We start from the raw sequence: 17,295 nt of genomic DNA on the forward strand, positions 1-17,295 counted from the left end.
GCACTAAACGAAAAGTTAAGTCATTAAGTTGGACTTAAAGCTGACGAAGTTTTAAGAAGATCATTAAGAGATTATGAAGAACAACTTGTGTGGATTTTTACTGGTTGATTAATCGAAATATTATCATTGATTGATTGGTTTAAATTACTCGAAGTTTATTTGAGAGAATTTGTCAGAAAATTGATGAGCCAAGATTGGTGTCCTTTAGGCACTACTGATTTTAAACTGAAGAGTTTGATCATGGCTCAGATTGAACGCTGGCGGCAGGCTTAACACATGCAAGTCGAGCGGGGCGAAGGTAGCTTGCTACTGGAACCTAGCGGCGGACGGGTGAGTAATACTTAGGAATCTGCCTATTAGTGGGGGACAACGTTCCGAAAGGAGCGCTAATACCGCATACGCCCTACGGGGGAAAGCAGGGGATCACTTGTGACCTTGCGCTAATAGATGAGCCTAAGTCAGATTAGCTAGTTGGTGGGGTAAAGGCCTACCAAGGCGACGATCTGTAACGGGTCTGAGAGGATGATCCGTCACACTGGGACTGAGACACGGCCCAGACTCCTACGGGAGGCAGCAGTGGGGAATATTGGACAATGGGGGGAACCCTGATCCAGCCATGCCGCGTGTGTGAAGAAGGCCTTTTGGTTGTAAAGCACTTTAAGCGAGGAGGAGAGTACCCTGGTTAATACCCAGGAGTGCTGGACGTTACTCGCAGAATAAGCACCGGCTAACTCTGTGCCAGCAGCCGCGGTAATACAGAGGGTGCGAGCGTTAATCGGATTTACTGGGCGTAAAGCGCGCGTAGGCGGCTCTTTAAGTCGGATGTGAAATCCCCGAGCTTAACTTGGGAATTGCATTCGATACTGGGGGGCTAGAGTATAGGAGAGGATGGTAGAATTCCAGGTGTAGCGGTGAAATGCGTAGAGATCTGGAGGAATACCGATGGCGAAGGCAGCCATCTGGCCTAATACTGACGCTGAGGTGCGAAAGCATGGGGAGCAAACAGGATTAGATACCCTGGTAGTCCATGCCGTAAACGATGTCTACTAGCCGTTGGGGCCTTTGAGGCTTTAGTGGCGCAGCTAACGCGATAAGTAGACCGCCTGGGGAGTACGGTCGCAAGACTAAAACTCAAATGAATTGACGGGGGCCCGCACAAGCGGTGGAGCATGTGGTTTAATTCGATGCAACGCGAAGAACCTTACCTGGCCTTGACATACAGAGAACTTTCCAGAGATGGATTGGTGCCTTCGGGAACTCTGATACAGGTGCTGCATGGCTGTCGTCAGCTCGTGTCGTGAGATGTTGGGTTAAGTCCCGCAACGAGCGCAACCCTTTTCCTTATTTGCCAGCACTTCGGGTGGGAACTTTAAGGATACTGCCAGTGACAAACTGGAGGAAGGCGGGGACGACGTCAAGTCATCATGGCCCTTACGGCCAGGGCTACACACGTGCTACAATGGTCGGTACAAAGGGTTGCTACACAGCGATGTGATGCTAATCTCAAAAAGCCGATCGTAGTCCGGATTGGAGTCTGCAACTCGACTCCATGAAGTCGGAATCGCTAGTAATCGCGGATCAGAATGCCGCGGTGAATACGTTCCCGGGCCTTGTACACACCGCCCGTCACACCATGGGAGTTTGTTGCACCAGAAGTGGATAGTCTAACCCTCGGGAGGACGTTCACCACGGTGTGGCCAATGACTGGGGTGAAGTCGTAACAAGGTAGCCGTAGGGGAACCTGCGGCTGGATCACCTCCTTAACGAAAGATTGACGATTGGTAAGAATCCACAACAAGTTGTTCTTCATTGATGTATCTGAGGGTCTGTAGCTCAGTTGGTTAGAGCACACGCTTGATAAGCGTGGGGTCACAAGTTCAAGTCTTGTCAGACCCACCACTACTGACGAAGCAAGCAATTGCAGAGTAAGACAGAGAATCAGAAACATTAAATCTAAATGATAAGCTGGGGACTTAGCTTAGTTGGTAGAGCGCCTGCTTTGCACGCAGGAGGTCAGGAGTTCGACTCTCCTAGTCTCCACCATAGATTATAGAGCTTAGTAAGTTTATACTTGTTAACCTCTGTGATTTATCACAGTTTCTAGACCTGACGAAGGCTAGAAAAATCATTAACAGCATATATTTGAGTTGAAATAATTTGTTCATACTCATAGATAGAACGGAAGTTAACAGTAATTTATTACCTGTTAATGACTGTACTTGAAATGAGAACTAGCGAAATTAACTGAATCAAGCGTTTTGGTATATGAATCTAATTGAAGCTGTACAGTGCTTAAGTGCACAAACGCCAACTGTGTGATTGACTGAGAGATTGGTTAATCATGTTGCTCATCCTGCTTGTAGGGATGAACGACTGTTTGGGGTTGTATAGTCAAGTAATTAAGTGCATGTGGTGGATGCCTTGGCAGTCAGAGGCGATGAAAGACGTGATAGCCTGCGAAAAGCTCCGGGGAGGCGGCAAATATCCTGTGATCCGGAGATGTCTGAATGGGGAAACCCACTTACCATAAGGTAGGTATCAATAACTGAATACATAGGTTATTGAGGCGAACGCGGGGAAGTGAAACATCTCAGTACCCGTAGGAAAAGAAATCAATTGAGATTCCCTCAGTAGCGGCGAGCGAAAGGGGAAGAGCCCATTAAGTTATCTAAGTTTTAGTGGAATGCTCTGGGAAGTGCAACCATAGTGGGTGATAGTCCTGTACACGAAAGGGCTTAGATAATGATGTCGAGTAGGGCGAGGCACGTGAAACCTTGTCTGAATATGGGGGGACCATCCTCCAAGGCTAAATACTCCTGACTGACCGATAGTGAACCAGTACCGTGAGGGAAAGGCGAAAAGAACCCCTGTGAGGGGAGTGAAATAGATCCTGAAACCGCATGCATACAAGCAGTGGGAGCCGACTTGTTCGGTGACTGCGTACCTTTTGTATAATGGGTCAGCGACTTATATTCAGTAGCGAGGTTAACCGAATAGGGGAGCCGTAGAGAAATCGAGTCTTAATAGGGCGTTTTAGTTGCTGGGTATAGACCCGAAACCGGGTGATCTATCCATGAGCAGGTTGAAGGTTGGGTAACACTAACTGGAGGACCGAACCCACCGTCGTTGAAAAGCCGGGGGATGACTTGTGGATAGGGGTGAAAGGCTAATCAAACTCGGTGATAGCTGGTTCTCCCCGAAAGCTATTTAGGTAGCGCCTCGGACGAATACCATTGGGGGTAGAGCACTGTTTCGGCTAGGGGGTCATCCCGACTTACCAAACCGATGCAAACTCCGAATACCAATGAGTACTATCCGGGAGACAGACTGCGGGTGCTAACGTCCGTAGTCAAGAGGAAAACAATCCAGACCGCCAGCTAAGGTCCCTAAATCTATATTAAGTGGGAAACGATGTGGGAAGGCATAGACAGCTAGGAGGTTGGCTTAGAAGCAGCCACCCTTTAAAGAAAGCGTAATAGCTCACTAGTCGAGTCGGCCTGCGCGGAAGATGTAACGGGGCTAAAATATAGTACCGAAGCTGCGGATTTACGCTTATGCGTAAGTGGTAGGGGAGCGTTCTGTAAGCCGATGAAGGTGGATTGAGAAGTCTGCTGGAGGTATCAGAAGTGCGAATGCTGACGTGAGTAACGATAAAACGGGTGAAAAACCCGTTCGCTGAAAGACCAAGGGTTCCAGTCCAACGTTAATCGGGGCTGGGTGAGTCGACCCCTAAGGCGAGGCCGAGAGGCGTAGTCGATGGGAAATTGGTTAATATTCCAATACTTCTGTGTAATGCGATGAGAGGACGGAGTAAGTTAAGTCAGCCTGGCGTTGGTTGTCCAGGTGAAAGGTTGTAGGCATGCATCTTAGGCAAATCCGGGGTGCTCTATGCTGAGAACTGATAGCAAGCCAGTTTACTGGTGAAGTGGCTGATACTATGCTTCCAGGAAAAGTCTCTAAGCTTCAGTTACACAGGAATCGTACCCGAAACCGACACAGGTGGTCAGGTCGAGTAGACCAAAGCGCTTGAGAGAACTCTGCTGAAGGAACTAGGCAAAATGGTACCGTAACTTCGGGAGAAGGTACGCTGCCGGTGGTGATAGGACTTGCTCCTTGAGCTGCTGGCAGCCTCAGAAACCAGGCCGCTGCAACTGTTTATTAAAAACATAGCACTCTGCAAACACGAAAGTGGACGTATAGGGTGTGATGCCTGCCCGGTGCTGGAAGGTTAATTGATGGGGTTAGCGTAAGCGAAGCTCTTGATCGAAGCCCCAGTAAACGGCGGCCGTAACTATAACGGTCCTAAGGTAGCGAAATTCCTTGTCGGGTAAGTTCCGACCTGCACGAATGGCATAATGATGGCGGCGCTGTCTCCAGCAGAGGCTCAGTGAAATCGAATTCGCCGTGAAGATGCGGTGTACCCGCGGCTAGACGGAAAGACCCCGTGAACCTTTACTGCAGCTTGACATTGAACTTTGATCTTACCTGTGTAGGATAGGTGGGAGGCTTTGAAGTGGCGACGCCAGTTGCCATGGAGCCATCCTTGAAATACCACCCTGGTAATATTGAGGTTCTAACTCTGTCCCGTGATCCGGGACGAGGACCATGTCTGGTGGGTAGTTTGACTGGGGCGGTCTCCTCCTAAAGAGTAACGGAGGAGTACGAAGGTGCGCTCAGCGTGGTCGGAAATCACGCGTAGAGTATAAAGGCAAAAGCGCGCTTAACTGCGAGACCAACAAGTCGAGCAGGTACGAAAGTAGGTCTTAGTGATCCGGTGGTTCTGTATGGAAGGGCCATCGCTCAACGGATAAAAGGTACTCTGGGGATAACAGGCTGATACCGCCCAAGAGTTCATATCGACGGCGGTGTTTGGCACCTCGATGTCGGCTCATCTCATCCTGGGGCTGAAGCAGGTCCCAAGGGTATGGCTGTTCGCCATTTAAAGAGGTACGCGAGCTGGGTTTAGAACGTCGTGAGACAGTTCGGTCCCTATCTACCGTGGGCGTTGGAAATTTGAGAGGATCTGCTCCTAGTACGAGAGGACCAGAGTGGACGAACCTCTGGTGTACCGGTTGTCACGCCAGTGGCATCGCCGGGTAGCTATGTTCGGAAGGGATAACCGCTGAAAGCATCTAAGCGGGAAGCCTACCTCAAGATAAGATTTCCCCGAGACTTTATGTCTCCTAAAGAGCCGTTGAAGACTACGACGTTGATAGGCTGGATGTGGAAGTGTAGCGATACATGAAGCTGACCAGTACTAATTGCTCGTGAGGCTTGACTATACAACACCCAAACAGTTGTTGTATAAAGCGCAATTGATTCGATATCCAGCAAAACAGCTTGATTCAGAAGCTCGTTAGTACGACAATATTCAACTCAGATATCCCTGTTAATGTATTCTATTTGGTACCAAGTAAGGCAAACACTGCAAAAGCAGTCAGATAAGACCCGAACAAGTCCATAAACAGTTGTGCTGGCGACCATAGCAAGAGTGAACCACCTGATCCCTTCCCGAACTCAGAAGTGAAACCTCTTTGCGCTGATGGTAGTGTGGGGTTACCCATGTGAGAGTAAGTCATCGCCAGCTCATTATTCAAAATCCCCCTGCTAAAAAGCAGGGGGATTTCTTTTTTTATAAAAAGAAAAGAAATAAAAGAATTACATCGTTATCTATATGAGTCATCCGCAGCACTCAACTAGAGATATAGTATTATATCTATCCAGACTAATTATCAGATACATCTGCTAGGGGAATATAGTGCAAATTCTATCTGCTCTATTTGTTGGTTTGACACGCCATTAAACGATGATGATTTTGGCAGATATTGTCTGATCAGACCATTCGTATTTTCTGAGTTCAACCAAAGTTAAGAATACTCCCTGATAATTCTTACCTATTACAGTATCACCTCCGAGGTCTCCTAAACATTGTCGTTGATCAACAACCTCATCTCGGCACTGAATGCTAGTTTTATCAAAAACTTATCCTCTAATATCGGTATTTCTATAGCCATGTTTACGATATTTTTTTGATATCTTAAATGAAGATGAAGTTTAGCGCCTTTTGATTTATTTTGATAAATGTACTGTTAAATCCACTCCTGTAAAGGTACATCTAATCAATCCCATTATGTTAAAGCACCTGAAATTTTTTCAGGTGACTAGTTTGAGCCAATCAAATAATCAACATAAGCGAAAGTAAACACAATTATTTGTGATGAAGGATGATACTGTCTTTGATTTGCAAATTTTGCTGCTTGTTGAGCTCTATATCCACATTGCCCAGTATTTCTTTTTAATTCAGGATAGATGGTTGATCGTGAACGTCCTAAGTCGAGCAAGCGTAGCGATTAAACTTTTACTTTTTAAAGTTGGATAAATTTCGTATCTTATCATCTTGATAAAGTTGAGTGCATTTCTTCATTGTGTGCTTTCCAATTGCGAGTTAAAAAAGTCTAATGATTCTATGAATGCCCCTAACTTTTTCAACAAACTACAAATGTGTCACACTTGTGACTTGAATCTGCATAGATTGAAAAATTTAAAAACTATAATTAACTCATCAATAAAAACCAAAATTGAGTTTGTAGTTGTAATACGGATAAGTAGTTGGAATTGATCTTCATCCAAATTAATAATTTAAATTTATATAAGAGTTTGTTTTCTTTTAAAGAAAAGAAGTTATTATCAAGAGAGCTATTGTTGTTCTGGCTCGTATTAAACTGCTTAGGAATTTATCTTTCATTAAATATGCTTTGATTTTATTAAGTAGGGTTAAGCTAACCATTACTCATTAATATTATTCAATATATTTCAAATGAAATAGCCTAAGCGGTTTTGGGTCAATTCGTTTTCTTTAGGGATTAAAGTGCACTTTTTAAAGCTTGTTTATGTTGTTTAACTTGCTTGGCATAGCGTTTACCTTGTTTTCTCATCTTACGATTATTTTCGTAATTTGAAGGCCCAACATTGTAATAAGCGAGTGCTTTTTCCCAGTCTCCTGCGGATTGATGGTATTTAGTTAATATATAAGATCCACATTGAATATTGTTATTTTCATTATATAAGTTGCCTGGACAAGTTTGCTGCCAGTAGCGTGGCATCACTTGCATGAGTCCTACTGCACCTACAGGCGAGACTGCCTGACTCCGGTATGTCGATTCCTGGCGAATTACAGCAGCAACTAAAAGTGGATCTAGCCCCTGACGTTCTGAATGTAACACGATCATGTGAGATACTCGCTCAGCAGTACTGGCAGGTGTTGAATAAGCAGTCTGAATACCTTTTGATAATTTGGCAGCACGTCTTTCTATAGATCCGCCACCTAGGGATGAGCACCCAGTAAAAACTAAAGTAGTGAGTACAATAGAAGAAAGTTTAAATGAAGTCGAACGAGATAATGGAGATTTAAGATTAAAATCAGTGAAATAACGAGAAAAAAGCAAAACTTAAGTTCCATGCCTAAATTACACGTTTAGATGGTATGTAAGCAATCCATTTGAGTCAACCCGAGAAACAGCAAAAACTCTCTATTTTTAAATAGAGCTATAAAGCTTTAAAAGACTGAATTGATAAAACTTATATTTTGCTTTCATTAGGCTACAATTTAAACAAGATCTTATTGATTTATATTTTTTAAATTGATATTGAAATCAATCAGTCTATACAAGTACTACCGCAATAAATAATGCAAATTACTTAATTTAAAGCTTTTTTAACATCCAGATTTCACAGGCTTCACTATGTCCAGTATTTCCTTTAGGAGAGTCTAAATGCTCAAACCCCAGTTTTTCATACAGCCTGACCGCCTGCCACAGTGCTTTAGTGGTTTCTAAATAGACTGCATTAATGTGATGCGCCTGTGCAAATTCAAATGCTAACTCTAAAACTTTTTTAGCTAATCCTTGCCGACGGATTTCAGGTAGAAAGTACATTTTTTGAATTTCTAAAATATTTGCATCACCTTGCAGTGGAGCAATTCCACCACCACCATAGATTATATTTTGTTTATCTATAATTACCCAATAAGCTGAATTGGATTGCTGATAAACCTGATAAAGTTTATCTAAAATAGAATCCCCTACAGCAAAACCGGATTCAGCTGCCAGTCCAAATTCTTGGGAAACACGACGAATAATGGCAGCAATTTGAGCATTATCTTCAGGTTGGATTAGGCGAATAGAATACATATAAATTTATTGAATGGTGAAATAAAAAATGATGAATTTTTATAGCCTTAAATGCTTAAAAAATCCACCATTTAATCAATTTAATTGTTTGATTTATCAGCAAAGTAAAAACTATTTTAATTCACTAGAGGATTTATTCAGTTCACGTCGGGCAATAATCAGTTGTTGAATCTGTTGAGTACCTTCAAAAATATCCAAGATTTTGGAATCACGTGCCCATTTTTCCAGAAGTTCGGTTTCATTGTAGCCTAATGTAGCTGCCAGCTCGACGCATTTTAAGGTGATTTCATTACCGATCCGGCCAGCTTTGGCCTTAGAAATTGAAGCTTCACGTGAATTAGGTTTGCGATTATCTGCCATCCAGGCAGCTTTTAACATCAATAAACGTGCTGCTTCCCATTCCGCTTCCATACGGTAAATCTGTGCAGCGATATTGGAACTTTGTAAATATGGCGTGCTGTAGTGGGCATCTAGTTCATCTTTGAAAATTTCTTTAATACGCTCCAGAGATGCTTTTGCGCAGCCAATTGCCATGGCAGCGACCAATGGACGGGTATTGTCAAAGGTTTCCATTACTCCCGCAAAACCTTTGGCGACATCGATTTCCTCATGCCCTAACAAGTTGGCAGCTGGAACACGGCAGTCAATAAAACTAATTGCTGCGGTATCTGAAGCTTTAATACCCAGTTTATGTTCCAGACGCTCAATCTTCATGCCAGGCGTATTTTTAGCGACCACAAAAGATTTGATGGCAGCACGGCCCAGTTTTTTATCCAGAGTTGCCCAGACTACAACCGCATCGGCACGTTCTCCAGAAGTCACAAAAATTTTCTCGCCATTCAGAATATAGTCATCGCCATCTTTTGTAGCCGTTGTACGAATGGCTGCCGAGTCTGAGCCACAACCCGGTTCTGTAATTGCCATAGCCGCCCAAATTCCCTGAAAGCGCTGTAACTGTTCATCATTGGCAACTGCAGCAATTGCAGAGTTTCCTAAACCTTGACGTTGCATGGATAACAATAGACCAGTATCGCCATAACACATCTCGACAATACTGAGCGCTGTAGACATATTGACGCCATTTTTATTACTTTCGTCGCTATCACCGCGCTTGTTCACCGCAGCACCGGCATTCATGCCTTCACTACCTTGATTCATGCCATCGACGACAGAAGCCAGCATGTCCAGCTCTTTGGGATAAGTATGTTCAATTTTGTCATATTTACGTGAAATAGGGCGGAGTACATTTACTGCAACTTCATGGGCTTGATCAATCAGCATTTTAAATTTTTTAGGATTTTGTAAGTTCATCTCTTTTTTCCCTTATTTTTGCTCACGCATGCAAACCAGAATGCAGGATGGCAGTTGCTCTTAAATCCCGATACCAGCGTTCGACCGGATGCTCCTTGGTAAAGCCGTGTCCTCCGAGAATCTGTACGCCATCTGTACCAATTTTCATAGATTTTTCTGCACACAGCAGGCGCGTCAGATAGGCTTCACGATGAAAACTCTGACCAGATTCAGCCAGGCTCGCAGCATTCAGGACCAGCATCTGCATGGCATCTATTTCAATTGCCATATCTGCAATCATAAAAGCCACGCTTTGACGATGTGAAATTGGTTCACCAAAGGCCGTCCGTTCATTGGCATACTGTATGCAGTATTTTTTCACGGCCTCACAAGTACCGACGGCCATCGCGCACCACATTAAATTGCCTAGGTCCACAAAAGCGGTGTAATCAAAATCTTCATCTCCTAAGCGCTGAGCTGGTGTGTTAGCAAATTTCAAGCTCATGGTTTGAGTGGCTTTTAGGCCCATGGCTGGAGATTTTTGTGCAGTGATGGTCTGGTCACGCTGTACAACAAAGATGTCGGCCGTTCCATTCAAACTGGCACTGACCAGATAAAGGTCAGCACTTTCTCCCAGAATGACCAGCGTCTTTTCCCCATTGATCAGATAATGATCCTGATGGGGGGTGGCTGTGGTCTTTAGCTGATATGGATTAAATGCGGCAGTTGCTTCCTGTACTGCAAAAGTGGCTTTTAGCTGAGGGTCTTCAGTAAAGGCAGAAAGATAATCTGTCTGGATCTGTTCCGAACCCCAGTGAGTAAGGGCATTGATGACACTAAAGGTAGATAGCAACCCGGCTGTCAAGCTGAAATCACCTTGGGCTAGACTTTGGGCAATCAGAACATTACTGACAATATTCTGCTCTGATGCCACACCACCTAAAGCTTCAGGAAGGGCATAAAGGTTGAGGCCTAAATCAGTTGAATATTGCCAGAGTTCCTCGGGGAAGTTTTCATGGTGATCTGCCTTATATGCCAGAGGATAAAGCACTTCTCTGGCAAACTGCTGCATGGCATCACAGGTCATTTGCTGTTCTTGCGTCAAGTTCAAGTCAAATAGTGATTTGGGCTGATGTGGGAGACGTTGCTTTTGGAGTGTTTGACCAGATTTTAGGATTTTTTGTGTCTGGCTGAGCGTCTTAAAGCCAGCCTTTGAGCTTTGATACAGAGATTTTTCTAAAAATTTTCGTAACCTGAATTGGTCAAGTAAATCGCTGCCAGCCACTCTGGTTAGAAGAGACAAGCCAAATCCTTGAGCTTTATTTACCATATTATTCATTCTGATTATCCTGTGGAATATTATGTTGTTTTCTTAATGCTGACACGTAGTCGGAGAAAAAACCATGTCATCAATGACATGAAATATTGTCAATTTACAATCAAATCAAAATGATTAACTAAATAGTTAAATATTTGAAAACTAACAGAAAAATAAAATATTTGAAATTTTGGATTTTATAATAATTGACCCGGATGACAGAATCATCCGGGTCTAGGCTTAAAGCTCAAAGCTGGTTTTAATACATCAGAGGTAACGTTTAATCATGCTGCGTACATTCGTTCTGGCATCAATCACGGTCATAAAAGTATAGGCACCAATGAATTTACGGCTAATAAACATAAATTCTTTGGGCGGGACACTGAAATAACGTGAAGCCATTGATTTTGAAGCTTGCTGCATCACACGGCTATGTAGCTGGCTTTTTTTCCAGTTATAGCGGTCATATTCATCCATAACTCCGGCAGGCAGGTCTTTATTATTAAGGGGTGAACTAAATGCTTCAGTGGCTAATAAAAAGACTTTGGCCATATCCGGTTTAATGCTATGCGGGATTGAGTCAAAGAACTCATAACCGGTCATTGCTTTCACCATCATATCCGCATCATGATGATAACCTGCCTGAATCAGGTTGCGCGCAACGTTTAGCAGATGCTGGTCAAACTGACGAATTGCCCCAAAATCCAGCAGGACAATTTTGTCGCTAATATTTTCACCATTACCTAAGCGAACCAGGTAATTACCGAAGTTCGGATCGGTCTGCATCTCGCCCCATTCGAAAATTTCACGTACAGCAATTTCTAAAGAGGCTTCACCAAGCTGGTTGCGGCGTTCCTGAGGCAGGGACAGCATAACGGGACTATTAATTGGCACACCACGTTCAAAGGTCATGCACAGCACACGGTCAGTACAATATTGATCGATAATCGTAGGCACGATATAACGCGGATCTTCTTTTAAACGAGCAGCGAAACGGCGCGTAGTGTCAGCTTCAATTTTATAGTTGACCTCACGATGCATCATTTCACGGACTTCATCGAACCACTGGTCAAATTCACGTGTCTGCGGCACCATGCGGGTCAGCTTCAGCATGTTCCTGAACAGGCTCATGTCGGAATCGATCGCTTCAGCCACACCTGGATACTGAATTTTAAGGACCAATTCCATGCCATCTGATTTACGAATAGCACGGTGAACTTGGGCCAGAGAGGCGGTACCCAAAGGTTCATGATCCACGGTCAGATCATCTAGCTTTGAACCCAGCTGCTGTTGTAATTGAGCTTTAATTGCCGGCCATGCCAGAGCAACGGTCTGGTTATTCAGGGTATTGAGAGCCTGAGTAATTTCTTCGGGCAGAAAATGTTCGCCATAAAGCGCCATCATCTGGCCAATTTTGACGATTGAGCCTTTTAGTTTACCAATTTCTGCAACCAGATAATCAGCCTGTTCTTTCATAGCTTTTTTGCGTTTTCTTTCTTTTTCTTCCTCGCTAGAGAACATGGAACTCGCGCTCGATGCCGCCCAGCGCGTACCTGCCAATAAGGATGCCTTTGCGATCGATAAGCGTCGATCCATTGAGGAAGTTTTCAGTTGTTTAAGCTTATCGTTCTGATCTGACATGTAAACTCAATCCTTTCATCAGCATAAAGCAAAATAAATCATTGTAGTGAATATTACCGTGTCTACAGATATTAAAACAGTTTGAGCCGTTGAATTCACAGTAAAACCTTAGCAAGATTTGGTCACTTACCAACTTAGACCAGTGTAGGACAGCTATTATGACATTTGAAATTGGATTTTTAATTCAGATCGTTGCTGTAAGTGTTGTTTATTTGTTTGAATGTGTTGATGAATCAGACCCTGCACTACTTCATGCATAAAGCCCAGTGCATAACCTTTTACAATAACAATACTGGGCAAGCTAAAGAACAGGTATTTGGCATCTTCCAAAGTTGCACTATCAAATACACCTTGCTGTATTAAAGTCGTTTGTAAAAATATCTTTTCTTGCTGCACCTGAATGGACAATTGATCATTCCAGTAATTTTGGCGCATTGCCATAAGATTATTGTGCTTATAGCTCATAAGGTCTGGGCTCGTTTGGACTTTATTGCCAGATGATATGGAGGCAGATTACAGATTTTCAAACCTTTAAATGTGACATCTTTTTAAGCGAAAAAACGATAGGATTTTAATAAGGACTGGGTTAGTATCGGGCAATAATTTATACAAGATTTATTGTTCAAAATTAATTTGAAGCAGACCAGTTTGGCTAAAGGGGATATGATGCGTTTTGCATGTTTATTAGTTGCAGGTTGTTTGGCGGCATTGGGGCTACAGGTTCAGGCAGCAGAAGGTTATTCTAAGGCATATACTCAGTGTATGAACTTCAGTTATGGTAATACCGCGAAAGCAAAAAAATGTGTCAAAAAAGAATTAAAAGCGCAAAAAAAACGCTTGAAGAAAAACTATAAAACTTATTTGAAATTGAATTCGCCTTATCAAAATAATATCCGTGCTCAGCATACGCTATGGGAACGAAAAATGTCCCAGCAATGTAACTTGGGAATGACTGGGCAATATGCACAGATTCAACAAGGCCAATGCAGGCTAGCGCTGGTCGTGGATCAGGCCAGTCTGTATCAATCCCGTTCTTATAGTAGAGGGCTTTAACAGGATTTTCAGGCCAATAAACCGGTCGAAGAGTTGTAGCCTGTATCAGAAACTAAAGGTTGAATGGATGTAAGGGCAGAAATCCGGCAGATTAAGCAGCCATGGAGAATTCACGTTTTTCATGGTTTTGGCATTATAAAAGCCGTTAAAACAAGGTATCATAAAGCGTTTTAAAAAATGACCTTGGAGACGCCTTAAGTGGATCGACCGACTATTAGCCCTGAACATTTGCAGGAAGCCGCTGAAAATTTAACGACCATTCGTGACTTTGTTCGCTTTGGTGTTACAGCATTACGTCAATACGATGCGCATTTAGGCCAAGGTACAGAAGATTATTTTGCTGAAAGTTCGGCACTGGTATTACAAACCTTGTCGCTGGACTGGAATGCTGATCCAGAAATTCTGGATTCCAAACTGTTGCCAAGCGAAGTGGCTGAATTTCTCAGTCTCCTGGAACGTCGTATCAATGAAAGAGTGCCAACTTCTTATTTATTGAATCTGGCTTATTTCTTCGGCAAACCGTTTTATGTCGATGAACGCGTCCTGATTCCACGTTCTCCGATTGTCGAGCTGATTGAAAACCGTTTTGCGCCCTATTGCCTGACTGAAAATGGTGAAAAGGGAGCAGCAGTAAATAACTTGCCAGAAAATCCGAATCCAAAAACACCGCAACGTATTCTGGACATGTGTACAGGTTCAGGCTGTATTGCGATTGCATTGGCTTATGCTTTCCCTGATTCAGAAGTAGATGCTACCGATATTTCCAAGGATGCTCTGGAGGTTGCACAGATCAACTGTGAACATCATAACAAGCAGTATCAGGTGGCACTGCTGGAGTCTGATCTGTTTGCGAAAATTCCTGCTGAAAATCAATATGATCTGATTGTGTCTAATCCACCGTATGTCGATGCAGAAGATATGGCTGATCTTCCAGATGAATTCCATCATGAGCCAGAACTGGCATTGGCAGCGGGTCAAGACGGTCTGGATCTGGTGCGTAAAATGCTGGCTCAAGCCGCCGATTATCTGACTGAAGATGGTCTGATCGTGATTGAAGTCGGAAATTCGGAATGGGCCATGCGTCAAAACTTTAATACAGTCGATTTTTACTGGCTACAATTTCAGCGCGGCGGTTCAGGTATTTTTGCACTGACAGCAGCACAATGCCGCCAATATCGCGATTTATTCATTCAATCTGTTCATTCATAAGGAGTCGTTGAACATGGCAGGTAATAGTATAGGGCAACTCTTCCGTGTAACGACTTGTGGTGAATCTCATGGTGTTGGCCTGATGGCCATTATTGATGGGGTTCCACCAGGAATTGAACTGTCTGAAGCTGATTTACAAAAGGATCTGGACCGCCGTAAGCCGGGGACTTCGAAATTTGCAACCCAGCGCAAAGAACCAGATGAAGTTGAGATTATTTCTGGGGTATTTGAGGGTAAAACGACTGGAACTTCTATCGGTCTGCTGATTCGTAATACTGACCAGAAATCTAAAGATTATGGCAATATTGCGCAAACTTTCCGACCTGGACATGCAGACTATACCTATACCCAGAAGTATGGTTTTCGTGATTATCGTGGTGGTGGCCGCTCTAGTGCGCGTGAAACTGCAATGCGTGTGGCGGCGGGTGCAATTGCCAAAAAATTTCTGTTTGAAAAATTCGGAATTGAAGTTCGTGGTCATGTGACGCAGATTGGCACTGAAAAAGCTGAAAAACTGGACTGGAATGAAGTGCCAAACAATCCGTTTTTTTGCGGTGATGTGGATGCCGTTCCGCGTTTTGAAGCCTTAGTCACATCTTTGCGTGAACAAGGCACCAGTTGCGGTGCGCGTCTTGAAATTATAGCTTCTGGAGTTCCGGTTGGTTGGGGGGAGCCGGTTTTTGACCGTCTTGATGCGGATATTGCTCATGCAATGATGTCGATTAATGCCGTCAAAGGTGTGGAAATTGGTGACGGTTTTGGTGTGGCTGAGCAGTTTGGGCATGAAACCCGTGATGAACTGACAGCTGACGGTTTCCTTGCTAATCATGCTGGGGGAATTTTAGGCGGTATTTCCAGTGGTCAGGACATTCGTGTTTCGATTGCGCTGAAACCCACTGCGTCAATTACCACGCCAGGTAAAACCATTACCATTAACCGTGAAGATACAGATGTACTGACCAAAGGCCGTCATGATCCTTGCGTAGGTGTGCGTGCAACACCGATTGCTGAAGCGATGCTGGCGATAGTACTCATGGACCACTTCATGCGTCATCGTGCGCAAAATGCCGATGTGGTGGCACCATTTTCACCAATCGAACCAAAATAATCTGCTTTTCATCTTCAGTAAATATAATTAAAGTCAGACTCCGGTCTGACTTTTTTATATTGAAAATAATGCAAAAGAAGAATATACGTTTAGTGACTAGCGCAGATATTTCTGAGCTGAGTCTATTGATAAATACTGCTTACCGCGGTCAGGGTGGTTGGACTACTGAATCAGGCATTATTCAGGTCACTGAAAAAACTGAAGCATATCCAATAGATCAACAGGTTGGGAAGCCGTTGGTTCAAGTGCACTTGGTGGTTTTAGAAAAATTACTAGAATAAATGACGAGCTAATAAAAATTCACGTTTTTTCTATTTGAATTAAATGGTGATTCAGCGGCTTCATATGCTAAGTTTTGTTTACTGTCTCAAGATAAGGGATCAATAGATAGATACCGATCAGGATAGGCCATGCTGCATATTATTTTAACTTCTTTATTTCCTCTCATCGGGCTGATCAGTTTTGGTTATCTGCTGAAGCGTACTCAATGGTTGAGTGAAGATTTTTGGCGGGGTGCAGAAAAGTTAAATTATTATGTGTTATTTCCTGTAATGCTGTTCTTAAATCTGGCTGCCGCAAAGATTAAGATAGAGGTTATTCAGGATGTGGCTCTGGTGATTTTTAGCCTCGTGACTGTGGTCAATATTGCATTATATATTTTGCGACAGATTTACCAGATTGGTTATGCACGTTTCGGGGTCTATGTTCAGAGCTTGCTACGTTTTAATACCTATATTGGCCTCGCAGCAGTCAACGCTTTGTTTCAGCAGCAGGGGATGACTATTTTTGCCGTCGTGATGGTATTGTGTATTCCGCTGGTGAATGTCCTGTCCGTACTGGCATTTACTCGTAGCCATGACATGCAGATCAGCAAAATCCTGATAGATCTGTTAAAAAATCCACTAATATTGGGCTGTATTGCTGGGGGACTATTTAACTTTTCAGGCTGGTCACTCTGGCCAGGTCTGGAACTGTTTTTAAAGCAGCTTGCCTTATGCAGTTTACCCTTAGGTCTGATGTGTGTGGGGGCTGCCTTACAATTCCAAGGACTTCAACGGGATATTCTACCGCTTAGTTTATCTACATTTGGACGCCTATTGGGCATGCCGCTGGCTGCATTTTTTATTTGTCAATTATTTGAAATTGATAGCTTAACTACTCAGGTATTGGTTCTGTTTTTTGCCTTACCGACTGCTTCAGCCTCTTATGTACTAACTCGGGTTTATGGCGGGGACAGTCAGCTGATGGCCAGTATAATCAGTGTACAGACGGTGGTGGCGGCCGGTTCTTTAATGCTAGTGCTTTCCTGGCTGATTTAACTTCAGAATCTTAAAGCCATATCACTGTATTTTTAACTTATTAAATAGCCTAAGCAAATAGCAGCTATTCTTTTTATTTTAGTGACCTTTTATAAATTCAGAAAATCTAATACTGATTGATAGAAAAAACTCAAATTCTTTCATCCACTCAATGTTTTTTATTGAATA

Annotated in this window: 11 protein-coding genes, 2 tRNA genes, 3 rRNA genes and 1 pseudogene; 10 read left to right on the forward strand and 7 right to left on the reverse strand. The window is 43.3% G+C overall.

All coding sequences use genetic code 11. The features are described 5' to 3' along the window. The first annotated feature begins 222 nt into the window (after window positions 1–222). From E5Y90_RS06955 to rrf, 5 genes are all read left to right on the forward strand, one after another. A 16S ribosomal RNA gene (locus E5Y90_RS06955) occupies window positions 223–1,763 on the forward strand. A 59-nt stretch (window positions 1,764–1,822) separates the two neighbouring features. Next, window positions 1,823–1,899 (forward strand) — tRNA-Ile (locus E5Y90_RS06960). Between the two features lie 68 nt (window positions 1,900–1,967). Continuing rightward, window positions 1,968–2,043: transfer RNA gene (locus E5Y90_RS06965), tRNA-Ala, on the forward strand. A gap of 346 nt (window positions 2,044–2,389) precedes the next feature. Next, a 23S ribosomal RNA gene (locus E5Y90_RS06970) occupies window positions 2,390–5,282 on the forward strand. A gap of 190 nt (window positions 5,283–5,472) precedes the next feature. Beyond that, window positions 5,473–5,587 (forward strand): 5S ribosomal RNA (rrf, locus tag E5Y90_RS06975). Together the 16S, 23S and 5S rRNA genes with 2 tRNA genes alongside form the textbook arrangement of a ribosomal RNA operon. A gap of 169 nt (window positions 5,588–5,756) precedes the next feature. Here the strand turns inward: rrf and E5Y90_RS06980 are convergent. The 7 genes and pseudogenes from E5Y90_RS06980 to E5Y90_RS07010 form a co-directional block, all read right to left on the reverse strand. After that, a pseudogene (locus E5Y90_RS06980) lies at window positions 5,757–6,424 on the reverse strand (IS30 family transposase); the annotation flags it as partial. Window positions 6,425–6,863: 439 nt separating this feature from the next. Further along, the gene (locus E5Y90_RS06985) at window positions 6,864–7,445 is read right to left on the reverse strand and encodes a lytic transglycosylase domain-containing protein (protein WP_174659799.1); all 582 of its coding nucleotides are present in this window, start codon (window positions 7,443–7,445) and stop codon (window positions 6,864–6,866) included. A gap of 258 nt (window positions 7,446–7,703) precedes the next feature. Then, the gene (locus E5Y90_RS06990; protein WP_174659800.1) at window positions 7,704–8,189 is read right to left on the reverse strand and encodes a GNAT family N-acetyltransferase; all 486 of its coding nucleotides are present in this window, start codon (window positions 8,187–8,189) and stop codon (window positions 7,704–7,706) included. Window positions 8,190–8,300: 111 nt separating this feature from the next. Then, window positions 8,301–9,500, reverse strand: a complete 1,200-nt coding sequence (locus E5Y90_RS06995) for an acyl-CoA dehydrogenase family protein (RefSeq protein ID WP_174659801.1) — start codon at window positions 9,498–9,500, stop codon at window positions 8,301–8,303. Window positions 9,501–9,522: 22 nt separating this feature from the next. Continuing rightward, a complete protein-coding gene (locus tag E5Y90_RS07000; RefSeq protein ID WP_174659802.1) occupies window positions 9,523–10,818 on the reverse strand; it encodes an acyl-CoA dehydrogenase family protein in 1,296 nt (431 codons plus the stop codon). A gap of 246 nt (window positions 10,819–11,064) precedes the next feature. Further along, the gene (locus tag E5Y90_RS07005; protein WP_174659803.1) at window positions 11,065–12,438 is read right to left on the reverse strand and encodes an ABC1 kinase family protein; all 1,374 of its coding nucleotides are present in this window, start codon (window positions 12,436–12,438) and stop codon (window positions 11,065–11,067) included. A gap of 156 nt (window positions 12,439–12,594) precedes the next feature. Continuing rightward, the gene (locus E5Y90_RS07010; protein WP_151204378.1) at window positions 12,595–12,903 is read right to left on the reverse strand and encodes a hypothetical protein; all 309 of its coding nucleotides are present in this window, start codon (window positions 12,901–12,903) and stop codon (window positions 12,595–12,597) included. A 201-nt stretch (window positions 12,904–13,104) separates the two neighbouring features. On the opposite strand from E5Y90_RS07010, the gene E5Y90_RS07015 reads away from it, so the two are divergent. The 5 genes from E5Y90_RS07015 to E5Y90_RS07035 all read left to right on the forward strand — a co-directional run bounded on the left by E5Y90_RS07015 (window position 13,105) and on the right by E5Y90_RS07035 (window position 17,127). Further along, window positions 13,105–13,491, forward strand: coding sequence for a lysozyme inhibitor LprI family protein (locus E5Y90_RS07015; RefSeq protein WP_174659804.1), 387 nt, complete (start codon window positions 13,105–13,107; stop codon window positions 13,489–13,491). 198 nt (window positions 13,492–13,689) lie between these two features. Then, window positions 13,690–14,700 carry a 50S ribosomal protein L3 N(5)-glutamine methyltransferase gene (gene prmB, locus E5Y90_RS07020; protein WP_151204380.1) on the forward strand — a complete coding sequence of 337 codons (1,011 nt, stop codon included), beginning with the start codon at window positions 13,690–13,692 and terminating at the stop codon, window positions 14,698–14,700. A gap of 13 nt (window positions 14,701–14,713) precedes the next feature. Next, the gene (gene aroC / locus E5Y90_RS07025; RefSeq protein WP_151204381.1) at window positions 14,714–15,808 is read left to right on the forward strand and encodes a chorismate synthase; all 1,095 of its coding nucleotides are present in this window, start codon (window positions 14,714–14,716) and stop codon (window positions 15,806–15,808) included. A 68-nt stretch (window positions 15,809–15,876) separates the two neighbouring features. Then, window positions 15,877–16,089, forward strand: a complete 213-nt coding sequence (locus E5Y90_RS07030) for a hypothetical protein (protein ID WP_151204382.1) — start codon at window positions 15,877–15,879, stop codon at window positions 16,087–16,089. Between the two features lie 129 nt (window positions 16,090–16,218). After that, window positions 16,219–17,127: an AEC family transporter gene (locus E5Y90_RS07035; protein WP_151204383.1), complete on the forward strand. Its 909-nt coding sequence runs from the start codon at window positions 16,219–16,221 to the stop codon at window positions 17,125–17,127. The last annotated feature ends 168 nt before the right edge of the window (window positions 17,128–17,295 follow it).

The sequence above is a fragment of the Acinetobacter sp. 10FS3-1 genome (assembly GCF_013343215.1).
Lineage (GTDB): Bacteria > Pseudomonadota > Gammaproteobacteria > Pseudomonadales > Moraxellaceae > Acinetobacter > Acinetobacter lwoffii_C.